The sequence below is a fragment of the Streptomyces sp. MB09-02B genome (assembly GCF_033794485.1).
GTDB lineage: Bacteria > Actinomycetota > Actinomycetes > Streptomycetales > Streptomycetaceae > Streptomyces.
Genome location: NZ_JARGEE010000102.1, coordinates 1 through 23,971, shown reverse-complemented (window position 1 = coordinate 23,971; position 23,971 = coordinate 1). Strand labels below are relative to the sequence as shown.

The 23,971-nt window shown below is 68.1% G+C and carries 18 protein-coding genes and 6 pseudogenes; 13 read left to right on the top strand and 11 right to left on the bottom strand.

From position 1 onward, the window contains the following. Positions 1-39: 39 nt before the first annotated feature. The 3 genes from P1P70_RS16985 to P1P70_RS16975 form a co-directional block, all read right to left on the bottom strand. Positions 40-1,146 (bottom strand): alanine racemase, encoded by a 1,107-nt coding sequence (locus tag P1P70_RS16985; protein ID WP_319238110.1) that lies wholly within the window; start codon positions 1,144-1,146, stop codon positions 40-42. A gap of 120 nt (positions 1,147-1,266) precedes the next feature. Beyond that, positions 1,267-1,752, bottom strand: coding sequence for a RidA family protein (locus tag P1P70_RS16980; RefSeq protein ID WP_319238108.1), 486 nt, complete (start codon positions 1,750-1,752; stop codon positions 1,267-1,269). Positions 1,753-2,619: 867 nt separating this feature from the next. Continuing rightward, on the bottom strand, positions 2,620-3,282 hold the full coding sequence (locus P1P70_RS16975) for a GntR family transcriptional regulator (protein WP_319238105.1): 663 nt from the start codon (positions 3,280-3,282) through the stop codon (positions 2,620-2,622). 295 nt (positions 3,283-3,577) lie between these two features. On the opposite strand from P1P70_RS16975, the gene P1P70_RS16970 reads away from it, so the two are divergent. After that, the gene (locus P1P70_RS16970; protein WP_319238103.1) at positions 3,578-4,258 is read left to right on the top strand and encodes a haloacid dehalogenase type II; all 681 of its coding nucleotides are present in this window, start codon (positions 3,578-3,580) and stop codon (positions 4,256-4,258) included. Positions 4,259-4,685: 427 nt separating this feature from the next. Beyond that, positions 4,686-4,993 (top strand): annotated as a pseudogene (locus P1P70_RS16965) (CRISPR-associated endonuclease Cas3''); the annotation flags it as partial. 53 nt (positions 4,994-5,046) lie between these two features. Here the strand turns inward: P1P70_RS16965 and P1P70_RS16960 are convergent. Both P1P70_RS16960 and P1P70_RS16955 read right to left on the bottom strand, forming a co-directional pair. Beyond that, a pseudogene (locus P1P70_RS16960) lies at positions 5,047-5,637 on the bottom strand (hypothetical protein); the annotation flags it as partial. Positions 5,638-5,834: 197 nt separating this feature from the next. After that, positions 5,835-6,827, bottom strand: a complete 993-nt coding sequence (locus tag P1P70_RS16955; protein WP_319238101.1) for an aldo/keto reductase — start codon at positions 6,825-6,827, stop codon at positions 5,835-5,837. Between the two features lie 124 nt (positions 6,828-6,951). Here P1P70_RS16955 and P1P70_RS16950 point away from each other — a divergent pair, with 124 nt between their 5' ends. Continuing rightward, positions 6,952-7,581, top strand: coding sequence for a TetR family transcriptional regulator (locus tag P1P70_RS16950; RefSeq protein WP_319238099.1), 630 nt, complete (start codon positions 6,952-6,954; stop codon positions 7,579-7,581). Between the two features lie 371 nt (positions 7,582-7,952). Here P1P70_RS16950 and P1P70_RS16945 read toward each other — a convergent pair whose 3' ends face one another. From P1P70_RS16945 to P1P70_RS16925, 5 genes and pseudogenes are all read right to left on the bottom strand, one after another. Continuing rightward, entirely contained in the window at positions 7,953-8,663 is a 711-nt protein-coding gene (locus P1P70_RS16945) for a TetR/AcrR family transcriptional regulator (protein ID WP_319238097.1), read from the bottom strand. 40 nt (positions 8,664-8,703) lie between these two features. Further along, positions 8,704-9,465 carry an SDR family oxidoreductase gene (locus P1P70_RS16940; protein WP_319238095.1) on the bottom strand — a complete coding sequence of 254 codons (762 nt, stop codon included), beginning with the start codon at positions 9,463-9,465 and terminating at the stop codon, positions 8,704-8,706. Between the two features lie 435 nt (positions 9,466-9,900). Beyond that, a pseudogene (locus P1P70_RS16935) lies at positions 9,901-10,613 on the bottom strand (hypothetical protein). A 223-nt stretch (positions 10,614-10,836) separates the two neighbouring features. Further along, positions 10,837-11,214: pseudogene (locus P1P70_RS16930) on the bottom strand (AAA family ATPase); the annotation flags it as partial. A 458-nt stretch (positions 11,215-11,672) separates the two neighbouring features. After that, positions 11,673-12,755 carry a LacI family DNA-binding transcriptional regulator gene (locus tag P1P70_RS16925; protein WP_319238092.1) on the bottom strand — a complete coding sequence of 361 codons (1,083 nt, stop codon included), beginning with the start codon at positions 12,753-12,755 and terminating at the stop codon, positions 11,673-11,675. Between the two features lie 369 nt (positions 12,756-13,124). Here P1P70_RS16925 and P1P70_RS16920 point away from each other — a divergent pair, with 369 nt between their 5' ends. Genes P1P70_RS16920 through P1P70_RS16905 form a run of 4 tightly spaced genes read left to right on the top strand, consistent with a single transcriptional unit; the run spans position 13,125 to position 18,030 of the window. Then, positions 13,125-14,423, top strand: coding sequence for an ABC transporter substrate-binding protein (locus P1P70_RS16920; RefSeq protein WP_319238089.1), 1,299 nt, complete (start codon positions 13,125-13,127; stop codon positions 14,421-14,423). A gap of 11 nt (positions 14,424-14,434) precedes the next feature. After that, a complete protein-coding gene (locus tag P1P70_RS16915) occupies positions 14,435-15,502 on the top strand; it encodes a sugar ABC transporter permease (protein WP_319238087.1) in 1,068 nt (355 codons plus the stop codon). Further along, positions 15,499-16,332: a carbohydrate ABC transporter permease gene (locus P1P70_RS16910; RefSeq protein WP_319238084.1), complete on the top strand. Its 834-nt coding sequence runs from the start codon at positions 15,499-15,501 to the stop codon at positions 16,330-16,332. Before P1P70_RS16915 ends, P1P70_RS16910 begins: the two co-directional genes overlap by 4 nt. Positions 16,333-16,389: 57 nt before the next feature. After that, positions 16,390-18,030, top strand: a complete 1,641-nt coding sequence (locus tag P1P70_RS16905; protein WP_319238082.1) for a glycoside hydrolase family 13 protein — start codon at positions 16,390-16,392, stop codon at positions 18,028-18,030. On the opposite strand, the gene P1P70_RS16900 is transcribed toward P1P70_RS16905, so the two are convergent. Beyond that, positions 17,981-18,460 (bottom strand): IS3 family transposase, encoded by a 480-nt coding sequence (locus tag P1P70_RS16900; protein ID WP_413471480.1) that lies wholly within the window; start codon positions 18,458-18,460, stop codon positions 17,981-17,983. The genes P1P70_RS16905 and P1P70_RS16900 overlap by 50 nt on opposite strands. A 98-nt stretch (positions 18,461-18,558) precedes the next feature. On the opposite strand from P1P70_RS16900, the gene P1P70_RS16895 reads away from it, so the two are divergent. The 6 genes and pseudogenes from P1P70_RS16895 to P1P70_RS16870 form a co-directional block, all read left to right on the top strand. After that, positions 18,559-20,268, top strand: coding sequence for an ISAzo13 family transposase (locus tag P1P70_RS16895; protein ID WP_319238113.1), 1,710 nt, complete (start codon positions 18,559-18,561; stop codon positions 20,266-20,268). A 206-nt stretch (positions 20,269-20,474) separates the two neighbouring features. Next, complete coding sequence (locus tag P1P70_RS16890; RefSeq protein WP_086800714.1) at positions 20,475-20,675, top strand: type II toxin-antitoxin system VapB family antitoxin; 201 nt, start codon at positions 20,475-20,477, stop codon at positions 20,673-20,675. A gap of 125 nt (positions 20,676-20,800) precedes the next feature. Beyond that, positions 20,801-21,247, top strand: a pseudogene (locus P1P70_RS16885) (helix-turn-helix domain-containing protein); the annotation flags it as partial. Between the two features lie 215 nt (positions 21,248-21,462). Further along, the gene (locus P1P70_RS16880) at positions 21,463-22,674 is read left to right on the top strand and encodes an IS110 family transposase (RefSeq protein ID WP_319238080.1); all 1,212 of its coding nucleotides are present in this window, start codon (positions 21,463-21,465) and stop codon (positions 22,672-22,674) included. Between the two features lie 47 nt (positions 22,675-22,721). Then, a pseudogene (locus P1P70_RS16875) lies at positions 22,722-23,417 on the top strand (transposase); the annotation flags it as partial. A 125-nt stretch (positions 23,418-23,542) separates the two neighbouring features. After that, on the top strand, positions 23,543-23,971 hold a 429-nt coding region (locus tag P1P70_RS16870; protein ID WP_319238077.1), incomplete at its 3' end, for a helix-turn-helix domain-containing protein.

Genomic DNA, 23,971 nt, shown 5'->3' with positions numbered 1-23,971 from the left:
GTCGGGGGCGGGTAGGACGGGGGTCTCGTCCCGTGCCGGTCAGTTGAGGAATCCGCGGGCGTCGACCGGCCAGCGCTCCAGCGAGGTGCCCGTGCTGTCGGTGACGATCAGTTCCTCGAAGCCGAGGACGACCGGGCACACGTGGTTCGGCACGACCGGTACGACGGTGCCGACGCTGGGGCGGAACTCGCCCGCCGGCAACGGGAGGAATCCGTGGTACTCGTTGAGCTTCGACAGGACCGCGTTCGTGCCGGCGATGCCGCCGTAGCCGATCTCGGGGCCGCCTTCACGACTGAGGGCCTTGGTGCCGACATCGAGGATGACCTGACCGGGGACCCAGTCGCTGACCACGGTGGCGGCGACGAACAGCGCGATCTGGTCTTCCTCGCAGGACCCCAGCCGGGCGTTGTTCAGATCACCGAACACGTACTCGCCGGGACGGATCTCGGTGATCACGCTGCTGGTGGAGAACTGCAGGGTGGGTGTGGAGCCGGCGCTGACGACCTCAGGGGTGACCCCGACACCGGCCAGGCCGCGTACGGCGGTGGTGAGTGCGGCCTCCTGATCCTGCGCGGCGCGCTGACGAACGTCCCGACCTGCGCCGCCGTGACCGGGATAGGTGAAGACGCCCGCAGGCACCAGACCGCGCTTGCGGGCGGCGAGCGCGAGATCGCCCGCGGCCTCGGGCGGCGCCCCGGAACGACGAGCTCCACAGTCGACCTCGATCACGACCTGCAGCCGGTCCGGTTCGTCTCCCATCGCGTCGGCGAGGGCCTCGATCCCGGCGACGTTGTCGACGCCGACCCGCAGTCGGACGGACTCGGCGAGCCGACGGATCCGGGCTCGTTTCGTTCCAGCGGCCCAGATCGGGTAGGCGAGGAAGATGTCGTCGAAGCCGGCCGCGGCGAAGACCTCGGCCTCACCGACGTTTCCCGCGGTGATCCCGACCGCGCCGGCCTCGATCTGACGTCGCCCGATCTCCACGCACTTGTGGGTCTTGACGTGCGGCCTGACCTTGAGGTCGTGCTGGTCGGCGAAGCCCTGGACGCGGTCGATGTTGCCTTGCACGACGTCGGCCAGCACGATCGGTGCGGGGGTGTCGATCCGCTCGACCAGAGCGTCGAGTGCTTGTTGCAGCCGGTTCACGCTGCCCTCCTTGTGTTTCTGGCGGGGAATGATCAGGGCCGCGCATGCGGAGTCCCTGGATGCCGAGCGCGCGGCTCGCAGCATCGCGAGTGCTCGCGCCACACCACTGATGCGCCTGCTCTACACCGCGGTGCAGACCATCTGGATCTCGACCGGACTGTTGAGCGGCAGCCCGGCGACACCGATCGCGGTACGGGCGTGCCGGCCGTTCTCGCCCAGTACCTCGATGAGGAGTTCACTGGCCGCGTTGGCGACGCGCGACTGCTCGCCGAAGTCCGGCGTACTGGCCACGAAGACCAGCATCTGCACGATCAGGACCCGCTCCAGATCCCCCACCGCCTGCACAGCGGCGGCAAGGCAGTTGAGGACGGCATGACGCGCGAACTCCTGCGCGGTCTCCAGCTCCACGTCCCGGCCGACGACGCCCCGGCCCAGCAACTTGCCGCCCTTGTAGGGCAGTTGGCCTGAAATGTAGATGCTGGAATCCACACTCCGATGGTGCACGTAGTACGGGTTCTCACGGAGCTCGGGAAGGGCCAGCCCCAGGGCCTGGAGCCGATCGGAAGCCGAGTCGGTGTGCGCCACCGAGGCCACGCGCCCGCTCACCGTGCCACAGCCTCGGACGGCACAGCGCGCAAAACCTCGCAGTTCGCTACGAGAACCCGCGACCTATGGATTCTGATCATCTGCACTCAGTCTTCCTCTTGAGCGACATGCGCGGCAAAAGCGCAGCATGGTGGCTTAAATCCACCGCCAGATTGTCGTTTGTCGACCATATGGGGGCCCATCCAGCCCTGTCAATGCAAACTTGAGCGTCGAGCACAAGCTGGGAGCATCGCGTGCGGACCCATCTGGTGCTGCCGGTATAGCCAGGGCAGTCACCGCGACCGCGGTCGCCGGTCTCTCCGGTTCGGCGTGGGCGAGCGTACGCGGCACACCCCGTCCACCAAGGTGCCCAGCGCCTGGCCGCAAGCCCGTGGTGACAAGTTCGACGACGACGTCAGGTGGGGGCGGTCAGCCGTGCGTCGTCGAGACCGCCGCCAACGGTTCAGCGCGCTGTGCCGACGCGTCGCATGGGACTGGACTTGAGGGGCCGCGTCGACCGGCGGCTACGCATGCGCCGCGCAGCGGGGTGCCCTCAAGGACTCGCCCTGCCATACAGGGGCAGTTGCCCAGGGGTGAGGCCGACCTCGCCGGCACGGGTTTCGCCCAGAGGTCGAAGCCAGGGCCCGGCCAGGCCGCACTGGTGCATCCTCAAAAAGCTCGGTGACATCGGCGCACCGGCCGAGTCACGGTGGCGCGGTCTACTCCGTCGAGCATGCGGGGGCACTGCCCCGGACGGAGTCCGAACGACGCTGCCGCAGAGGGGAGGCGTCCAGGACTCCGCGCGGCTGCACGGCAGCCGTCAACGCCCGGTCCCACCGACCCGTCGTCCCGACCCGTTGCCCCTTCGCCGCGATCCACCGACCGGCCTCATGCGTGCCGGTGCGTCGGTTCTCCCGCGTGTCCCGCGTCTCCCGCCTGGGCTCGCAGCCCCTCGGCGAAATGGGCAGCCAGTTCCTGACGGAACGCGTCGGTGTCGCCTTCCAGGGCGACCGCTGCCAACCTCTCGTGCTCGACGACCAGTTGATGCGGGTTGTCGCTGTAAGTGCGGTGATCGACACTGAGGTAGAGCCGCAGCCTGGTCTCCCAGCCGTTCCAGAGGCTCTGCAGGATGCCGTGCCCCGAGAAGTCGTAGAAGAGCCTGTGGAAACGCAGGTGCGCGTCGATGCTGGCCGGGATGTCGTCCTTCTCCATCGCTCGACGGAGATCCTCGACCGTTCGCAGCAGCTGCGGCCGCTCAGGACCGCGCAGGGCTTCGGCCGAGAGCTCGGCGGCATAGGGTTCGACATGCAGCCGGACCGAGTCGATCTCGGCGACCTCGCGAGGGCTCACCTCTGCGACGAACGCCCCACGGTAGGGGAACTTTACGACGAGCCCTTCCTCCTCCAGCTTGGTCAGCGCCTCGCGCAGCGGGGCCCGGCTGATCCCGAGATCCGAGGCGATGTGCGCCTCACGCAGCTGGCCACCGGGAGGTACGGTCCCATCGAGGATGGCGGCACGCAGTGCGCGGTAGACGCCGTCCGGCGTCGTCATCCGCTGCTCCTGCCACTCGAACTTGTGGTCCACCCCGTCGCCCTCCCTCGCTGCTTGTCGACCACTTGGTCGTTTGTCGACTATACCCCTGGCGGGTTTTGCCCTCTGTTGCCTCAAGTCGCTTCCCCGGCAGGGAAGCTGCCTGGGGCCGGAGGCAGTTGGCGCCCGGGCCGTCCAGGACGCTCCTCAGATGCTGTTGACAGCCGATGCTCATGTGGTCGACAATCCACCAATTCGATGGTCGACAATCGACCAAACGACTCAACCGGGCTCCACGGAACACCAGGAGGAACCAGTGGGATTTGACGTCAAGCCCAAGTTCGTGACGTTCGACATGAACGGAACGCTGATCAAGTTCAGCATCAACGACACGATGCGCGAGGTGCTGGGGGACCGGCTGCCGGCCGAGGTCACCGACGAGTTCCTGCGGATCTGCAAGGCGTACCGGATCGACGAGTGCACGGGCGCCTACCAGCCGTTCCACCGGGTCGTCGCCCGCTCCATGGAACGGGCCTCACGCAAGGTCGGTCTCGAGTACCGCGAGGAAGACGCGCGGGCGGTGTACGAGACCGTGCCCACCTGGGGCCCGTACCCCGGTGTCACCGAGGCGCTGAACCGCCTGGCCGGGGCGGTCCCGCTGGTCATCATCACGAACAGTGACACCGCGCACGCCGTGCGTCTCGCGGAGAACCTCAAGGCCCCGTTCGAGGTCGTCATCAGTGCCGAGGAGATGGGCGTCTACAAGCCGAGACTCCAGGCCTTCGAGTACATGCTCGACAAGCTCGGTGTCACACCCGACGAGATCGTGCACGTCTCCGCGAGCCTGATGTATGACCACCGCTCCGCGGCGATCATGGGCATCGAGAACAAGGTGTACATGGACCGCGGCTGGGAGCACGACGAGCACTGGCTCGGCTACGAGCGGATCACCGACATCGCCGACCTCCCGGTCCTCTTCGGCCTGCCGCGCCCCTGACGCCCGAGGGGAGAACCGAGGAAAGGGCGTGCACCAAGGCGGTGGCGGTATGAGTCAGCCCCTGCCGCAGACCGTCAAGCGTGACTCGGCTGCGGAAAGGCTCAAGGCCCTGGGGCTGACAGTGCCGGTCCTCGCCGGCAGTTTGTACCTCGTGCCCCACCGCACGGTGGGATCCAGCATCCACCTCGCCGGGCCAACTTCCCTGCACGGACGGCGAGTTGCCGAGCCGGGGCATCGTCGGCCGGGACGTGGGGACGGGGACCGCGCAGGAGTTCGCGCGTCATGCCGTGCGCAACTGCCTTGCCGCCGCTGCGGGGGCGGTGGTGATGTGCACCGACTCTGCGGGCGGCACTCACGAGTTCCTGGCCTGGATCTCGCAGCGTGGGAGGTGGCTGTCGTACTCGGTCGGAATGACCATCACCGTGGGCGGCGTCCGGCGGTGTGGTTGGCGGGGGTGCATGACATCGGGAAGGCGACGCCGGCGTTCGCGTGCCAGGTGGATCAGCTCGCCGATGTGATGCGGGGGCAGGGTCTGGAGATGAAGACGCGGCGGCAGTTCGGGCCCGACCGGCGGCTGGCTCCGCACGGGCTTGCCGGGCAGGTGCTGCCGGCGCAGTGGCTGGAGGAGCGGCACGGTGGACCGGGCGGCAGTCGGCGCAGTTTGCGGTGGTCGTGGGTGGGCATCACGGCGTGCCTCCGGATCATGGGCAGATCAAGAGCTTGGACGACCCACCCGGGACCGGGACGGTGAGGTGCCCGGCTGCCGACGGGAGGCAGGCGGCGGCGCCTCAGCCGCGCGGCAGGAACTCCTTGCGCCACTTGGTGATCTGGCGTGAGGGGTCGCCGGTGTACGACCACGGCGTAAGTGTGGCGCGCTGTCCGGCGATGGTGAACAGCGAACCGGCGATGTCCGTCAGCCCGGCCGAACAGGCCGCGTGGGTCAGGTAGTTGAGGTCGCGCACCTCTCCGGGGGGAGGGGGGCAGTCCGGCCGACCGGTGATCCAGCGCTGCCAGGTGCGGCGTACGTCGCCGGCGGCGCCGTCGTGGCTCCCGTGCTGCCCGATGCCGACACCGGTCTGACGTGCGTTCTCCTCCCGCAGGGCGCGATACTCCTCGACCCGGGCGTACTGCACCAGCACCGGCAGCGGGGAGCCCGGCGGGGCCACACCGGCCGTGTCGCGGGCGAAGCCGTACATCAGGCCGTGCGAGCCGTGCCGGCGCGAGGAGTAGTGGTGCAGCACCTGGAGGTGGCCCTCCACGCTGTACGGGTCGCGGTCGTACAACTCGTCCCACCAGCGGGCCAGTTCTTGCCGGCGCACCCCGCCGCCGTAGAGCCGGGCCACCGAGATCAGCGAGATCCAGGGCGTCGGGTCGTCGGGGCCAGCGCGTTCTCTCCGAGTTCCTTCGCGACCACGGTGACCGCCGACAGGTCGATGTCGGCGAGTACCACTGCCGCGTCGAGCTCCCGCCTTGCAAAAGGATTGAACCCCCCCCGGTACCCCCTGCCATCGGCACTGGCCCGCGTGCCGCCTTTGGCCGACGGGCCCGGCCTCGCATGTGCGGGTGGCCGGGGCGGTCAGTCTGTGGTGAAGCTGGACAGTACCGCGGCCGGGAGGCGGCTGCCTGCCGAGCCGTGGGGAAGGATCTCGGTGATGCGGGTCAGTTCGGCGGCGGAGAGCTGGACGTCGGTGGCGCCGGCGTTCTCTTCGAGGCGCTTGGTGCTGCGGGTGCCGGGAATGGGCGCGATGTCCTCGCCCTGGGCGAGCAGCCAGGCCAGGGCGAGTTGGGCGGTGGTGATGCCCTTGGTGTCCGCCAGGTTCTTGAGCTGTTCGGTGGCGCGCAGGTTGTACGTGTAGTTCTCGCCCTGCCAGCGCTCGTCCCAGCTGCGCATGTCGTCCGCGGGGTATTCGCTGGCGGGCTTGACCTGGCCGGTGAGGAAGCCGCGGCCGAGCGGGGAGTAGGGCACCAGGCCGATGCCGAGTTCCCGCAGAACGGGGAGGATCTTCTCCTCGACCTCCCGCTCGAAGAGCGAGTACTCGTACTGGAGCACGGAGACCGGGGTGACGGCGTGGGCGCGGCGGATGTACTGGGGGCCGACGTTGCTCAGGCCGAAGTACTTCACCTTGCCCTCGGCGATCAGTTCGCCGACCACACCTGCGACCTCCTCGACCGGCACGGCGGGGTCGGAGATGTGCTGGTAGAAGAGGTCGATGTGATCGCTTTGCAGGTAGCGCAGGCTGTTCTCGGCGACCTTGCGGATGTTCTCCGGGCGGCTGTCGAAGCCGGGGCTGATCGCCGGGGCGGCCATGTCGAAGCCGAACTTGGTGGCGAGGACCACCTCGTCGCGGAAGTCCTTGACCGCCTTGCCCAGGAGGATCTCGTTGCTGCCGGTACCGGCGCCGTACAGCTCGGCGGTGTCGAAGAAGTCGATCCCGAGTGCGTGGGCGCGGCGGATGGTCGCGATGCCCTCGTCGTCGTTCGAGGCGCCGTAGGCCATGGACATGCCCATGGTCCCCAGGCCGAGCGCCGAGACGCGCAGGCCCTGAGAGCCCAGGTTGCGGTGCTGCATGAGTTCACTCCCTCAGTGTTTCGCCGGCTTCACCCGTAGAGGCCAAACCGAACTGTTCCGTTTGACTCTACGCACCGATCACCCGGATGCCAAACCAAACGGTTCGGTGCTCTATGGTGGGGCTATGCCCAAGTCCCGCGACTGCGGCCAGACCGCAGCGCCTGCAGGAGCCGCTGGCGGCGGCGACACCACGCGCGAGCGCATCCTTACCGCTGCCATGGAGGAGTTCGCTCGCCACGGCATCGCCGGCGCCCGCGTGGACCGCATCGCCAAGCTCGCCAAGACCAGCAAAGAACGCGTCTACGCCTACTTCCGCAGCAAAGACGCGCTCTATGCCGCTGTCGCTGCACGGGAGTATGTCGTCATCGCCGAGGCCACCCAGATGGACCCGTCCGACCTTCCTGGCTACGCGGGCCGGCTGTTCGACTACTTCGTCGCCCGTCCGGACCACCACCGCCTGATCACCTGGGGCCGCCTCGAACTGCCGGGCACCAGAGCCGGTGCCGACGATCCCGCCCAGGCAGTGATCGCCCGCAAGATCGACCAGCTCCGCCGGGTGCAGCAGGCTGGTCAACTCGACCCCGCCTGGGACCCGGCCGACGTCCTCGCCCTGGTCAACCAGATCGCCACGACCTGGGCGTCGCAACCCGAAATCAGCGAGGCCGCCGCCGCACACGCCGTAGACCCCACCACCGCCGCCCGCCGCGCCGCGGTGGTGACCGCTGTCGAACAGCTTTTCCCTCGAGCACGCTGAGGTCCCCCGGACCGGCGGCAGCCCTGTCCAAACGGCGTTGGGCGCTCTTGCCGCTCGCTACTGGGCGCATCCGGCTGACGGATCAGTGCTCCTGGGCCAGGGAAACAGAGGCCGGGCGCCAGACGGCCCAGATGGAGTGGCTGCGCCGACTGCTCGCGGAGTAGCGGGGCAGGCTGGAGCCCGAGGGGCACGCGGCCGACGGACTCGACGGTGCGGAGTGCCGACCCGGCTCAGCCGTCTGCCGCTGTTGTTGCTGGAAGGCCCGGTCGCGCTCGCCCGTGTTCGTTGCCGGTCGAGTCACCCCTACCCGCGCCTGTCCTGGCAGGGATGACGTCTTGGGGCTGTGGCAGCGTGAACGGGTGGTCCGGGGTTCAGGATCCGGTGCTGTAGCGGGCGAGCATGAGGGCGACGGCTTCGTCCACGATCGCGGCGTCGGTGGGGTTGGGCGGGACGAAGTCGGTCCGTACAAGTTGGGGCCACAGGAACTGGCTGCAGATCATGCCGAGGAACTGTTCGGCGACTTCGGCCGCCGACTGTGGCTGTCCGTCGGCCGATCGGAAGTCGAGTGTGCCGGCCTGTGCTTCGGTGTCCAGGTAGTCGCGGAGCCGGTCGAAGAAGGGGCCGCGGTCGATGGCGAAGCCGGTGCCGACGATGTCGGCGAGTTCCGGCATCTGGGGCAGCTCGGTGATGATGAGGCGGCACAGCGCCGCCGTGCCGGGCCGCGCGACCAGGCAGGCGTAGTCACGGCCGATGTGGTCCAGACCGTACCGGGGATCACCGGGCGGGGGCGGTTCGGCGTACTCCACATCCAGCTGCCACTGTTCGGAGGTGACGGCCGCGAACAGTGCGGCCTTGGAGGGGTACCGCTTGAAGAGGGTGCCGGTGGAGACGCGGGCCTCCTTGGCGATCTGGGCCAGGGAGGTCTTGTCGTATCCCCGGGCGAGGAAGAGGTCGCGGGCGGCGCGGATGATGCGCGCGCGGTTCTCCGCTTTGATCTGCGCGTGATATCCGGCTTTGGTCTGCGCGTCGTCCCTGGCCTGGCACGTGTCGCCACCGGTCTTCGCTCGGTCCGCCACCGACATGCCCACGCCTCTCGCCCGTCTCCCGGCCGCGTCCTCGCTGTCAGAGGACGGTCTGGCCGCCGTCCAGGATAAGGTCCTGGCCCACCGCGAAGGCCGAGGCGTCCGAGGCCAGGTACACGACGGCCTCCGCGACCTCCCCGGGCATACCCATGCGGCCCAGCGGGATGCCGGCGCTGATCCCCTCCACAACCGCCGCCTGCACTGCGGGGTCCTCGATCCCCAGCTTGGAGGCGGAGTACAGCGGGGTGTCCACCGGGCCGGGGCTGACCGCGTTGAACCGGATGCCGTGCGACCTGAGCAGGTCCGCGTTCCATGACCGCATCAGGGAGGAGACGGCCGCCTTCGTCGCGGCATAGGCGTTCGAATGCCCGTAGCCGCCGTGCGCGCTGTTGGACGCGTTGAGGATGACCGAGGACGGGTTGGCCAGCACGGGCACCAGGGCCTGGGTGAGGAAGAAGACGCTCTTGACGTTGATGTCGAAGAGCCGGTCGAAACTGTCCTCCGTGTGGGCCTCGAACGGCCGCCAGTCCGATACGCCGGCGTTCAGGAACGCCACGTCCAGCTCTCCGAAGTGCTCACCCACCTGCTTGGCCAGGGCGCGCTGAGCATCGAGATCGCGCGCGTCGGCCTGCACCACCGGCACCTTGTCGCCCAGGACCTGCCGTGCCCTGTCGATGCTGGCCGGGGTGACACCCGTGACCAGCACCTCGGCCCCCTCCGCGACAAAACGCCGCGCGGTCTCCAGACCGATCCCACTCGTGCCGCCGGTGATGAGGGCGCGCTTGCCCGCAAGACGATTCATGGTCATTGTTCCTTGTCGAGGCGTTAGGTAAGTCGATGGACTCACCATCGGAAGGTAGCCCCCGCGCCGCCATTAAGGCAAGTCGATCCACTTACCATTAGCGCCTGGGGTGGTTCGGCCACGCCGGAGCAGGTGGCCGACATCGGTTCGGGGACATGTCGCTGCCGTCCGCGTCCACCTGGGGCAAGGAGTGTCCTGGGGTCCGGTTCCCGCCCGGAGAACCCGTCGGCCAGCTGCCGTCGGATCTCTGGCAGGGTCGGAAACAGCGCCCAGCGCCTCCTCGACGGGTGTGTTCTCTCCTTCGGGAAGGGCAGAGGAGTAGGTGAACCTGATCCTCGGATGCGGCGCAAGCTCGGGTGAGGGCACGTCACAGACAACTCGGGCGCGCTGTCTTCACTTCTCCGGCCGCGATAATTCTTCGCGGGCGTCGGCCGGTCAGCCGCGTTGCCGGCGGGCGCGCAGAGCGGCCCAGTGGCGCAGGCGCTCGGTGATCTGGGCTTCGTAGCCGTTGCGGGTGGGTTGGTAGTACGTCTCGCGGTCCATGTCGTCGGGGAAGTAGTCGTCCCCGGAGAAGCCGTCGGCTGTGTCCGGGTCGTACTGGTAGTCCTTGCCGTAGCCGAGGTCTTTCATCAGCCGGGTCGGGGCGTTGAGGATGTGGGCGGGTGGCATGAGTGAGCCGTGTGCCGGGCTGATCGGTGTGCGGCGTTGAAGCCGCGGTAGACGGCGATGGACTTGGGGGCGGTGGCGAGGTGGACGACGGCCTGAGCGATCGCCAACTCGCCCTCGGGGGAGCCGAGTCGCTCGTACACGTCCCAGGCAGCGAGGGCCTGCTGGATGGCGTGCGGGTCGGACATGCCGATGTCCTCGTTGGCGAAGCGGACCAGGCGGCGGGCGACGAACAGCGGGTCCTCGCCGCCGTCGAGCATGCGGGTGAGCCAGTACAGGGCTGCGTCCGGGGCGGAGCCGCGCATCGACTTGTGCAGCGCGGAGATCAGGTTGTAGTGGCCCTCCTGCGCCTTGTCGTACAGCGGGCCTCGCTGCTGGATGTGATGGGCGAGTTCGGCGGTGTCCAGGGTGGTTGCAGTGTGTGGGAGGGCGTGGAGCTGTTCGGCCATGTTGAGGAGGTAGCGGCCGTCGCCGTCCGCCATGGCGATCAGGGCGGAGCGGGCGTCGTCGTCCAGGGGCAGACGGTGGCCGGTGGGCTGCTCGGCGCGGTCGAGGAGCGTGGACAGCGCGGCTTCGTCGAGGCGTCTGAGGACGAGGACCTGGGTGCGGGAGAGAGAGGGCGCCGTTGAGTTCGAAGCTCGGGTTCTCCGTGGTGGCGCCGATCAGGATGACGGTGCCGTCCTCGACGTAGGGGAGGAAGCTGTCCTGCTGGGCGCGGTTGAAGCGGTGGATCTCGTCGACGAACAGCAGGGTGCCCTGGCCGATGCCGCGCCGGCTGCGTGCCGCGGCGAACACCTTGCGCAGCTCGGCCACGCCGGAGAAGGTGGCCGACACCGGTTCGAAGGCCAGGTTGCTGCCGTCGGCGAGGAGCCGGGCGATGGTCGTCTTCCCGACGCCGGGCGGGCCCCACAGGACGGCGGAGCTGAGGCGCTGCTGGGCGACCATGCGGCCCAGCGGGGCGTCCGGGGCCAGGAGGTGGTCCTGCCCGACGACCTCTTCCAGCCGGGTGGGGCGCAGGCGGTCGGCGAGGGGCCGGGCGGGCTCCTCGCCGAAGAGCGGCAGAGTCGCTTCGGTCGGTTCCATCGGTCTCTCGGGTGGCGGGAGGCGGGCGTCTGGTGTGCTGCGAAGGGCTGATCGGCGGGGTGACCGGCCACCCCGGCCTCGCCGGCCACGCTGCTGCTGGCCCGCTAGGACGCCGTCGGAGACCTGCGGTTGCTCGCCCGCACCACACCCCTGTCCACCGCCCAACGGCGCGACCTCGCCCGGCGACTTCACGCGGCCGGCCCCGACCACCCCTGGCACGGACGGCGCTTCTCCGCTGGCTGGGATACCGGCGAACTGGGGTAGCCCCGTGCGGCCAGACCTCATGGCGGAGTTCCAGGCCGACACCGCGATCGACGCGGGTCTCTACCGTCACCCCGTCCGGTTCCTGCGGTTGCGCGACGACCTGGCCCCGGGCCAGGCACTGCCCTTCACCCCTGATCGGGGCCCGAGTGGCTTGGGTGCCCGTGGCGCCCGTGACCGGAGGGTGACACGGGAAGTCAGCGCGTGGGGGCTGTGCCCTCGGAAAGCCGGACGGTGCCTTCCTGTTCGCTGGGGGGAGCAGGAGGCGGGGCCGTGGTTCCTCGGGGGATGAGGTGGGTGGGCAGGACGATGTGCCGGCCGCGGTCGGACTCCGGGTCGCTGATGAGTTCCAGGGCTAGTTCGGCGGCGGCGCGGCCCAGGTCGGACGGTGACTGGGCGACGGTGGACAGGTCGAGCCATTCGGCCATGAGCTGGTCGTCGAAGCCGAGGACGGAGATGCGCTGGGGCACTTCCATCTGCACGGTGCGCAGGGTGGAGATGATGGAGGCGGCGAGCTCGTCCTGTTCGGCGAAGATCGCTGTGGGTGGTTCACGCAGGCTGAGCAGGTCGCCGACGGCCTGGGTGGTGCCGCGTTTGTCGCGGGGCGGGGTGGTGACGACGAGGTCGTCGTCCAGCGGTATGCCCGCCTCGGTGAGTGCCTGTTGGTAGCCGACGAGGCGCTCGCGCGAGCTGAAGCTGAAGCCGCGGGCGTTGACGTTGTGGGCGAAGGCGATGCGGCGGTGACCGAGGTTGATCAGGTGGCGGGTGGCCTTGCAGGCGGCGGCGACGTCGTCGACGTAGACGCTGGGGCGGCCTTCGACGTGCTGGCTGATGTAGATGACCGGCATGCTCAGGTCGTCGAGGCGGGCGGTCTCCTCCTTGGTGAGATCGAAGCAGAACACCAGGAGGGCGTCGGCGTTGCGCCGGGCGGGCAGGCGGTCGAAGAACTCGGCCCGCTCGGTCAGGTCGGGGACCACGTAGACGGTCATCTCCATGCCCGCCTCCCGCAGGAGCGGGCCCAGGCTGGAGAGCGCCGCCCCCATGAACCACGAGTCGAGCGTGGGCACGAGCACCGCCATGACACCGGTGCGGCCGGTGACCAGGCTGGATGCCTGACGTGAGACCGCGAAGTTCAGCTCGCGTGCGGCCTGCTCGACCCGGACCCGGACGTCGGGCGAGACCGATGTCAGGCCGCGCATGGTGCGCGAGACGGTCGACGGGGAGACTCCCGCCCGTTCGGCGACGTCGGCCAGGGTCGGGTGCCGCTGAGCTGGTGACATGAGCGGAAGTTAGCACAGTTCGAGCCTCTGGCGGGAGGCTCTGTGACAGCGCTGTCTCGACTCTTTCAGCAGGGTGCGGTGACCGGTTGTATCGCATATGGGCAAGGTATCTGCCTCCTGACTGATCCGTGCTACTGCGAGGTTACGCATTGACTTCCGTCAGATGCACTCCTACGGTGCAAGCGTTGTCTCGGTGGAGGCAGAGCCGTCACCGTGAAGTCATCCTTCGGTGCTTTGACCTGCGCTTTTTATCCATAGAATGCCGTGACAGCACAGTCTCACAACCGAGGCATCCCAGAGTCATCTCGGTAGCTACTCCCTACAGGGCGCCCTCGCCGAGACTTCGGTTCCGCACGTCCAGGAGAGACAGTGATCGCCAGAACCAGCAGAGTCCTTCAGTGCTCGGCCGTGCTCGTCGCCGCCGGGCTCGTCCTCACCGCCTGCGGCTCGTCCGACAGCGGCAGTTCTTCGGGCCAGTCCAAGAGCCCGTCCTTCACCGGCCGCGGCCCGATCACGTTCGCCGCTGCCAAGGACAGCTCCGGCGTCGTCCAGAAGGTGATCGACAACTGGAACACGCAGCACCCGAAGGAGAAGGTCACCTTCGTGCAGCTGCCGGCGGACGTGAACCAGCAGCGCCAGCAGATGATCCAGAACGCCGAGACCAAGTCCGACGCCTACACGGTGCTGTGGATGGACGTGGTGTGGACCTCGGAGTTCGCCGCCCATCAGTGGATCGACCAGCTGCCCGCCGACCAGTTCCCGCTGGACAAGATGCTCAAGCCAGTGGTGGAGACGGGTAAGTACCGCGGCAACCTGTACGCGGTCCCGCAGTCCTCCGACGGCGGCGTGCTGTACTACCGCACCGACCTGCTGAAGAAGGCCGGCATCAGCGCCGCGCCGACTACGTGGGCCGAGATGAGGGCCGACTGCGCCAAGGTCAAGCAGCTGCCCGAGGCCAAGGACCTGGACTGCTACGCGGGCCAGTTCCAGAAGTACGAGGGCCTGACGGTGAACTTCGCCGAGGCCGTGAACTCCGCCGGCGGCGTCATCACCGACGCCGCCGGGAAGCCGAACGTGAACACGCCTGCGGCGAAGAAGGGCCTGGACTTCCTCGTCGACTCCTTCAAGGACGGCACGATCCCCAAGGAGGCCATCACCTACCAGGAGGAGGAAGGCCGCCAGGCGTTCCAGTCCGGCAAGCTGCTCTTCCTGCGGAACTGGCCGTACGTGTACTCGCTGGCCGAGAAGAGCAAGGTCGCGGGCAAGTTCGCGGTCGCGCCGCTGCCCGGCCTGACCGGGGCCGGTTCCTCGAGCCTGGGCGGCCACAACGTGGCCCTGTCCTCGTTCGCCAAGAACAAGGCGACCGCGCTGGACTTCATGAAGTTCTTCACCAGCGAGGCCAGCGCGGCGACGTTCCTCAAGGACGCCTCCATGGCCCCGCCCTACGGGTCCCTCTACGACGATGCGGCGCTGGTCGAGCAGTACCCGTACCTGCCGGTGCTGAAGAAGTCGATCCTGGGCGCCGTGCCCCGCCCACGGGTGGTGCAGTACGGGGACGCGTCCTCGGCGATCCAGCAGGAGGCGTACGCGGCCCTGAACGGTGACAAGTCCAGCGCGCAGGCGCTGAAGGACCTGCAGAGCGAACTGCAGAAGTCCGCGGCACTGTGAGGAGCAAAGCCGTGGTCGACACCAAGACTCCACCCGACGCCGCCGCGGACGGTCCCACCGGCGCGGCGGGCAGTCGTGCCGGAAAGTCCTCCGGATCGAGAAGGGGCAGCAGCCCGGCGTGGGCGACCGCGGCGTCGGGGCGCACGGCGGCACTGCTGGTGTCACCGACCCTCCTGGTGCTCACCGTCGTCGTCCTCTACCCGACGGTCATGGCGTTCAAGGAGTCGCTGTACGGGACGAAGGGCCTGGACCCCAAGACCGGCTTCATCAGCGACACCGAGCCGTTCGTCGGCCTGCAGAACTACGCCGACATCTTCGGCGAGGCCGGCGACCGGTTCTGGAACGCCTTTTGGAACACCACGTTCTTCACCGTCGTCACCGTCGGTCTGGAGACGCTGATCGGGGTCGCGATGGCGCTGATCATGCACAAGGCGTTCAGTGGCCGGGCCCTCATCCGCGCCGGCATCCTCATCCCCTGGGCCGTGCCCACGGCCATCTCCGGCCTGCTGTGGCGGTGGATCTTCAACAGCGACGGCATCGCCAACGCCCTCATCGGCCACCAGGTCCTGTGGACCACCGAGGGCTTCCACGCCAAGATCGCCGTCATCATCGCCGAGGTGTGGAAGACCTCCCCCTTCATCGGTCTGCTGGTCCTGGCCGGCCTGCAGGTGATCCCGAAGGAGGTCTACGAGGCGGCCCGCCTCGACGGAGCGAGTCCGTTCGCCCAGTTCTGGCGGATCACCCTGCCCCTGGTGAAACCCGCCTTGCTGGTCGCGGTGCTCTTCCGCTGCCTGGACGCGCTGCGGATGTTCGACCTGCCCTACCTCCTCATCGGCGCACAGAAGAATTCCGTGGAAACCCTCTCCATGCTCGCCCAGAACGAGGCGTCCAACGTCCGCTTCGGACCGGCCGCCGCCTACGCGGTGCTCCTGTTCGTCTACGTCTTCCTCATCGCGCTCGGCTTCGTCCGGCTGCTGGGCGCGGACCTCGTCGGTGACGTAGGCGGCCCGGCCGGGCCCAAGCGCAAGAGCAGGCTCCGGCGCACCCTGGCGCCCAAGAGGGCGGAGGTGCCGGCATGACGGCGACCGTGAAATGGCGCACCTGGCTGCTCTACCTGGGAGTTGCCGCAGTGGTGGCCTACTGCCTGGCCCCCTTCTACTGGATGCTGGTCTCCAGCCTGCGCCGCAGCTCCGACATATTCGACACCTCCCTGCTGCCGACCTCGGTGTCGTTCGAGAACTACCGGGCAGTCTTCAGTCCCTCACAGGGGTTCGGCCGCGCGCTGCTCAACAGCCTGATCGTCTCCGGCACCACCACCGTGCTGGCCCTGCTGCTGGCCACGTTCACCGCCTACGCGATGGCCCGGCTGAACTTCCGATTCAAGCGGCTGATCCTCACCCTGATCATCGCCACCTCGATGTTCCCGGTCGTCTCGATCGTGGTCCCGCTGCTGAAGCTGTTCACCGACATCGGCTGGATCAACACCTACCAGGCGATGATCGTGCCGAGCATGTCGTTCGTGCTGCCGCTGGCGGTGTGGAACCTGACCACCTTCTTCAAGCAGATGCCCGACGAGCTCGAGGAGGCCGCCATGATCGACGGCTGCACCCAGGGCCAGGCATTCCGTAAGGTCATCCTCCCGCTCGCCGCACCGGGCATCTTCACCACGGCGATCATCTGCTTCATCGCCGCCTGGAACGAGTTCCTCATCGCCCTGTCGATGACGAACCGGCCCAGCATCCAGACCGCGCCGGTGGCCATCTCCAAGTTCACCGGCGCCACCCAGTTCGACGTCCCCTTCGGCAGCCAGATGGCCGCGGGCGTCCTGGTCACCGTCCCCTTGGTGGTCATGGTGCTCATCTTCCAGCGCCGCATCGTCGCCGGCCTGACCGCCGGGGCCGCCAAGTAGCCGCCCTCCCGGCGCCCGGATCCCCCACACCCCGCTTCAAAGGACCTCTTCAGCACCATGCCTTCCACCACGCCCTGGTGGCGCAGCGCCGTCATCTACCAGGTCTACGTCCGCAGCTTCGCCGACTCGAACGGTGACGGCGTCGGCGACATCGCCGGCATCCGCTCCCGCCTGCCCTACCTCGAGTCGCTCGGCGTGGACGCCCTGTGGATCAACCCCTGGTACAAGTCCCCAATGGCCGACGGCGGGTACGACGTCGCCGACTTCCGCGCCGTCGACCCGCTGTTCGGTACCCTCGCAGACGCCGAGCAGCTCATCGCCGACGCCCACGAACACGGGATCCGTGTCATCCCCGACATCGTGCCCAACCACACCTCCGACCAGCACGCCTGGTTCCAGCAGGCGCTGGCCGCCGGCCCCGGCAGCCCGGAACGCGAGCGGTACATCTTCCGGCCCGGCCGCGGCCCCGACGGCGTCGACCCGCCCAACAACTGGGTCTCCTGCTTCGGAGGCCCGGCCTGGACCCGCCTGCCCGACGGCGACTGGTACCTGCACCTGTACGCCCCCGAACAGCCCGACCTCAACTGGCAACACCCCGAGGTGCATACCGAGTTCGAGTCGATCCTGCGGTTCTGGTTCAGCCGGGGCGTCGACGGCTTCCGCATCGACGTCGCCCACGGCCTCGCCAAGGACCCCGAACTGCCCGACCTGCCGCTCCTCCCCGGACCGACGGACGGCCAGTCCCGCCCCTTCGCCCAGCACCCGCACTGGGACCGTGACGAGGTCCACGACATCTACCGAACCTGGCGCAAGATCGCCGACGAGTTCGACGGCGAGCGCGCTTTCGTCGCCGAAGCCTGGGCCGACACCCCCGAACGCCTTGCCGCCTACGTACGCCCCGGCGGCCTGCACACTGCCTTCAACTTCGACTTCCTCATGGCCAGCTGGGACGCCGAGGACCTGCGCACCGTCATCGACGACTCGCTGGCCATGCTCATCGGCGTGGGCGCCCCGGCCACCTGGGTCCTGTCCAACCACGACGTCATGCGCCACACCAGCCGCTACGCCCGCAAGAACGTCGCACGCTGGGTCCCCAACCAGCGTTACCAGCCTGAAGGCGACATCGACCTGGAGCTGGGCACCCGGCGTGCCAGGGCGGCAGCCCTGCTGATGCTTGCCCTGCCCGGCGGCGCCTACATCTACCAGGGCGACGAACTCGGCCTGCCCGAAGTGGAAGACCTGCCCGAGGCCGACCTCCAGGACCCCATCTGGGAACGCTCCGGCCACACCGACCGCGGCCGCGACGGCTGCCGCGTGCCGATTCCCTGGTCCGGGCAGAGTGCGCCCTTCGGGTTCAGCCCCGCCGACGCCTCTGCCGAACCCTGGCTGCCGCAGCCCGCGAACTGGAGCGAACGCAGCGTGGAGGCCCAGACCGGCGACGAAACCTCGATGCTGGAGCTGTATCGCACCGCCCTGCAGCTGCGCCGCGAACACTCTGCCCTCGGCGACGGCACCCTCGCCTGGGTCGAAGCCCCCGCCGGCGTCCTCACCTTCCGCCGCGACCCCGGTTTCTTGTGCGTGGTCAACCTCTCGGACGAGCCGTACCGGCTGCCCGAACACACCGCGACCCTGCTGGCCAGCGGCCCGATCACGGACGGACTTCTGGACCCGGACCACGCGATCTGGCTCCAAGTCTGAGCTCGCTCCGGGGGTAACGCCCCCCCCGATTCGTCAGGGCCCTCTCCGGTGTCACTCCCCGCTGACCGGAGAGGCCCTGGCCCATGGGACAACGGACAGCCGCAAACCCCTGTCCATAACTCACGGCCGAGTGGTCCTGGCGAAGTTGCGGTCGACCAGGTCGGCGGCTGTGGGGGGTGTCGTGCCGCGGTCGTCGGCGGCGGTTGCCGGGCAGGCCCTTGATGCCTGCCCGTTGCATGAGGATCATGACGGTGCCGTGGCTGACTGGGATGCCGTGCCCGAGCCTCAGCTCGGCGTGGACTCGGCGGATTCCGTAGGTGCCGTGCGAGGCGGTGTGGATGGTGGTGATGGCCTCGGTCAGCCACGAGTGCCGCAGCGAGCGTGGGGAGGGCGGCCGCGAGCGCCAGGCGTAGTAGCCGGACTCGGACACCTGCAGGGGACTCTGGTCGCCAACTGCACGGCCAGGCCCTCTTAGGGCGTGCAGATCTTTAACTCGTGGCTTTCCGTTCGGTGGTTCGTTGGTCTGGCATGAGCGGGTTGGATGGGCAACGGGCCGTGCTGGCAGCGAAGTTCGAGGCGATTCTGCCGCACCTCGACGAGCGGCAGCGTCGACTGCTGATAGGAGCGGAGGCGCAGTCCCTCGGCCACGGCGGGATCAGAGCAGTCGCCCGTGCCGCCGGTGTCCGTGAGGCCACTGTGTCTGTCGGAGTGCGGGAACTCGACTCCGGCCAGGCCCCGTTGGGACGCATCCGACGTCCCGGTGGTGGCCGCAAACGCGTCGTCGACCGGAATCCGGCCGTTCGGGAGGCCCTCCTCACGCTGGTCGAGCCCGACGTCCGCGGAGATCCCATGTCGCCGCTGCGCTGGACCACCAAATCCACCCGCAAGCTCGCCGAGCAGCTGACCCTGCACGGCCACCGGATTTCCGCAGACACGGTGGGCGATCTCCTGCGCGAGGAGGGCTTCAGCCTGCAGAGCAACGCCAAGACGCTGGAAGGCAAGCAACACCCGGACCGGGACGCACAGTTCCACTACCTCAACGAGCAGGCCCGCAACCACCAGGACAGCGGGGCCCCGGTAATCAGTGTGGACACGAAGAAGAAAGAACTGGTCGGCCCCTTCAAGAACAACGGCCGTGAATGGGAGCCGAGAGGCGAGCCGGTGCGAGTCGACACCCACGATTTCCCCGACCGCGAGCTGGGCAGAGCGGTGCCCTACGGCATCTACGACGTAGCCGCGAACACCGGCTGGGTCAACGTGGGCACCGACCACGACACCGCCGCGTTCGCCGTCGAATCCATCCGCCGCTGGTGGAACGGCGCCGGGCGGGCCGCCTATCCCACGGCCGGCCGGCTGCTGATCACCGCCGACGCGGGCGGCTCCAACGGATACCGCACCCGCACCTGGAAGACCGAACTCGCTCAGTTCGCCGCCGAGGCCGGACTGGCGATCACCGTCTGCCACCTGCCTCCCGGAACCTCGAAGTGGAACCGAATTGAGCACCGGCTGTTCTCCCACATCAGCATGAACTGGCGCGGAAGGCCCCTGACCAGCCACGAAGTCATCGTCGAGAGCATCGCCGCGACCACCACCACAACCGGCCTGACAGTGCACGCCGAACTCGACACCAACCCGTACCCCACCGGCATCCAGGTCAGTGACGACGTGATCGCCGCCCTGCCGATGACCCGGCATCGCTTCCACGGCGACTGGAACTACACCCTCCACCCCCAGCATCCGCCGGACGCGACGGCGACCAACAGCACGGCAGGCCAGACGTCGGCGAACAGCCCGTATCGCCTCACGCAGCACTCACTGCAAGACCCTGAACTGACTGGCATGCCCCGCCAACAGCTCCGCGAGCTCATCGAAGCACTGACTCCTGCGCTGGAGGTTCAACGCGAGCGAATGCTCCGCACACGTCGCGGTCACGAGCGCCTGGTAGCCCCCGGCACAGGCGCCAAAGCCAAGCTCACCCCAACCGAGCGGATCCTGGTCACCGTGCTCCACCTGCGCAAACTCGCCACCATGGACCTCCTCGGCCAACTCTTCGGCGTCACCGCCCCGACCATCAGCCGCGCAAAACAGGAAGTCCGCCCACTCCTGAAAGCACACGGCCACTACATCTACGCCTCTACCGCCCGCCTCCGGACACCAGCCGACGTCGCGACATTCCTCGCTTCCGCCCCCTACTCAAACCAAGGTCAAAAAGACGAGTTAAAGATCTGCACGCCCTAAGTGCGCAAGGCGGACTCGGTGCAGAGTGGACCGCGCTGCAGGGCGCCTGACGGGTGAAAGCCCAGGTCAGGCGCCCTTCTTCCTGCGTCTAGTGCCGTATCAGGCAACGTTCGCCCTGTTGTTGGTCCCGTGCCATTGAACCGCAGCGGGAACGAGTCGCTGCTGTGCGGCTGTTAGAGTCCCGGACCGATGAAGGGGGGCCGCTCGTGGCCAAGGTCAACATCAGTCTCGATGCCGAACTGGTGGTGGAAGTGATGGTCCTGGCCGGGGTCGGCTCGCCCCAGGACGCCGTCGAAGCGGTCGTGCGTGACTACATCGCCCGGGGACACCGAACCGAGGCACGCACCGAGCTCAAAGACCAGAGCCTGCGCGAGGTCGAGGTCAAACCGCAGGAGCCTCAAGGCTGACCACTGTGATCGCGTGACGTCGCTCCTGCTCCGTTGGCACGCGTCCAAGGCTCGAGGACAGGGCAGTGGCAAGTGACGAGCCTCTCCGGATCCGTTCCGGGAGGCATGGCCACCAGACTGTGCGAGTGACGATTCGAGTACACGTACGCGAGATCGACGATGATGAGGGGCAGCGGCTGCTGCGGATCATTCGTAGAGGCACCGGGTCGGTGGTGTCCTGGCGGCGGGCCCAGATGGTGCTGCTGTCCGCGCAGGGCATGCCGGTGGCGAGGATTGCCGAGGTGTCGTTCACCAGCGAGGACCGGGTCCGGGATGTGATCCACAACCTCAACGCCGACGGCTTCGAGTCGCTCTCCCCGAAGTACAAGGGCGGCCGGCCCAAGACGTTCACGTTGCCCGAGCGGCGCGAGATCAAGAAGATCGCGAAGTCCAAGCCGACCGAGCACGACCTGCCGTTCTCTACCTGGAGCCTGTCCAAGCTGGCGGACTTCCTGGTCGCTGAGGGGGTGGTCGACGACATCAGCCACGAGGGCCTGCGCATCCTGCTCCGCGAGGAGGGCGTCTCCTTACGTTGTTCGAGGGTTGATTCCGGTCACTCGTAGGATCGGGAAACCCAGGGATGCTGGGTGTGGCTTGGTATCTCCAGCCCTGAGGTGGCTTGAAAGGATTGGCCGCCCGGCGTCCCGCGACGACTCGACCACTCATTGGGATGCGCGCGGCAAGATCGCTCGGTAAGGACACGCTGGCGAGGTCGTCTGCTGGGACCGGGACTGGAACGACTTCGGAGGTGGCCGTGCCCGAACTGTGGGCCGGTACAGATGCGGGCAAGGCCGAGCATCACTGCGTAGTGATCGACACCGATGCCAAGCGGCAGCTGTCGCGGCGGGTGGCCAACGACGAGACCGCGCTGCTCCAGCTGATCAGCGATGTGCTGGAGCTGAGCGAAGGCGAGCCGGTGACCTGGGCGATCGACCTCAACGCCGGCGGGGCCGCGCTGATGATCGCGCTGTTGACCGACAACGGGCAGCGGGTCCTCTACATCCCCGGCCGCACCGTCCACCACGCCTCCGGCTCCTACCGGGGCGACGGGAAGACCGACGCGAAGGACGCCTTCGTCATCGCGGACCAGGCCCGCATGCGTCGCGACCTCCAGGAGATGCACCGCGGCGACGACATCGCCGTCGATCTGCGCATCCTCACCTCGCGCCGCCTTGACCTGGCCGCCGACCGCACCCGGACGATCAACCGGCTGCGAGCCCAGATGCTGGAGTACTTCCCCGCACTGGAGCGGGCCTTCGACTACAAGACCTCGAAGGCATCCCTGGTACTGCTGACGAGCTACCAGACTCCGGCCGCCCTGCGCCGGATCGGCAAGAACCGCCTTGCGGTCTGGCTGAAGAACCGCAAGGTCCGCAACTCCCAGCTCGTCGCGGCTACCGCCGTCGAGGCGGCGGAGGGCCAGCACACCGCCGTCGCCGGGGAGAAGCTGGCCGCCGCCGTGGTGGCCAAGCTGGCGAGGGAGGTGATGGCCCTCGATGAGGAGATAGCCGAGACCGATGCCCTGATCGAGGGCCGGTTTCGCGACCACCCGCACGCCGAGGTCATCTTGAGCATGCCTGGCCTCGGCCCCGTCCTGGGCGCCGAGTTCATCGCCCACACCGGCGGTGACATGAGCGTCTTCGGCACCTCCGACCGCCTCGCCGGTGTCGCCGGCCTCGCCCCGGTCCCGAAGGACTCCGGACGCATCAGCGGCAACATGCGCCGACCACGACGCTACTGCCGACGCCTGCTGCGGGCCTTCTACATGTCCGCCATGGTCGCCGCCCGCTGCTGCCCCACGTCCAAGGCTTTCTACGACCGGAAGAGAGCTGAGGGCAAAGGCCACCGACAGGCCGTCATCGCCCTCGCGCGCCGCCGCCTGAACGTCCTGTGGGCTCTCATACGGGACGGCCGCACCTTCCAGATCACCGCGCCGCCGAGCCCGGTCGCGCTGGACTGACACGCTCACAGCGAGTCACCGCACGGGCTTGACAACTTCATTGGGAATCCTTTCAACGCCTGAAGACCTGGAAGACCTCCCGCGATCCGGACTATGCGGTGAAGAAAGCGCGCGTCGAGCACCTCTACGCGATCGCCGACGGCGAGGTCATACCCGAAGACGGTGAACCTGAGGTCATCTTCTGCGTGGACGAGTTCGGGCCGCTCAACCTGGTGCCCCACCCGGGCCGGCAATGGGCTGAACGCGGCGGCAAGCACAAGAGCACCGACCGTGAACCACGCCGCAGGCGGCGGGCGACCTATAACCGCTACGGCGGAGTGCGGCACCTGTTCGCCGCCCTGGACCTGGCCAAGGACAAGTTCTACGGCCACATCAAGCCGATCAAGAGGCGGACACAGTTCCTCGAGTTCTGCCGCTACCTGCGCACTCTCTACCCGTCGACGGTGCGGATCGCGATCGTCTGCGACAACTTTTCCCCGCATCTGACCACGAAGAGGTGCCAACGAGTCGGCACCTGGGCCGCGGCTAACAACATCGAGATCGCCTACACCCCGACGAACTCCTCGTGGCTCAACCGGATCGAGGCCCAGTTCACGGCCCTGCGATACTTCACCCTCGACGGCACCGACCATGCCAGCCACAAGGAACAGGGCAGCATGATCCGCCGCTACATCATCTGGCGAAACCGCCACGCCGACGACCAACGCCTACGCGCCGTCGTCAACAGGGCAAACGTTGCCTGATCCGGCACTAGTAGATCGTCGCGGCTAAGTGTCGTTCTGGTTGCTGGAGTTGGGCAGAATCTCCCTGTCGCTTCCTTTCGGCCGTCAGGGGTGCTGTGTCTTCGCAGAAGAAGTATCCGGTTGCGTTGAGCGTCGAAGATCGTCAGGCGTTGGTGCGGGTGACGACGACGGGGGTCCGCAGCGCGTCGATGATCAGGCGGGCGAGGGTGCTGCTCGTGCTGGACACGTTGGCCGGCGAGGTCGCTCCGCGGGCGGTGATCGCGGAGCGGGTCGGGGTCTCGTGCGACTCGGTCCGCCTGATCTCGAAGCGGTACGCGGAGACCGGCGGCGATGTGTGGGCCACGGTCGGCCGGAAGGAACGCGCCCTGCCGCCGGTGGCTTCCCCGGTGACCGGTGAGGTCGAGGCCAGGCTGATCGCGCTGGCCTGCTCGACTCCGCCCAAGGGACACGCCCGGTGGTCGCTGCGCCTGCTGGAGAAGCACGTCGCGCTGATCGAGGACATCCCGGATCTGGACCACTCCACGATCGGCCGGGTGTTAAAAAAACGGAACTGC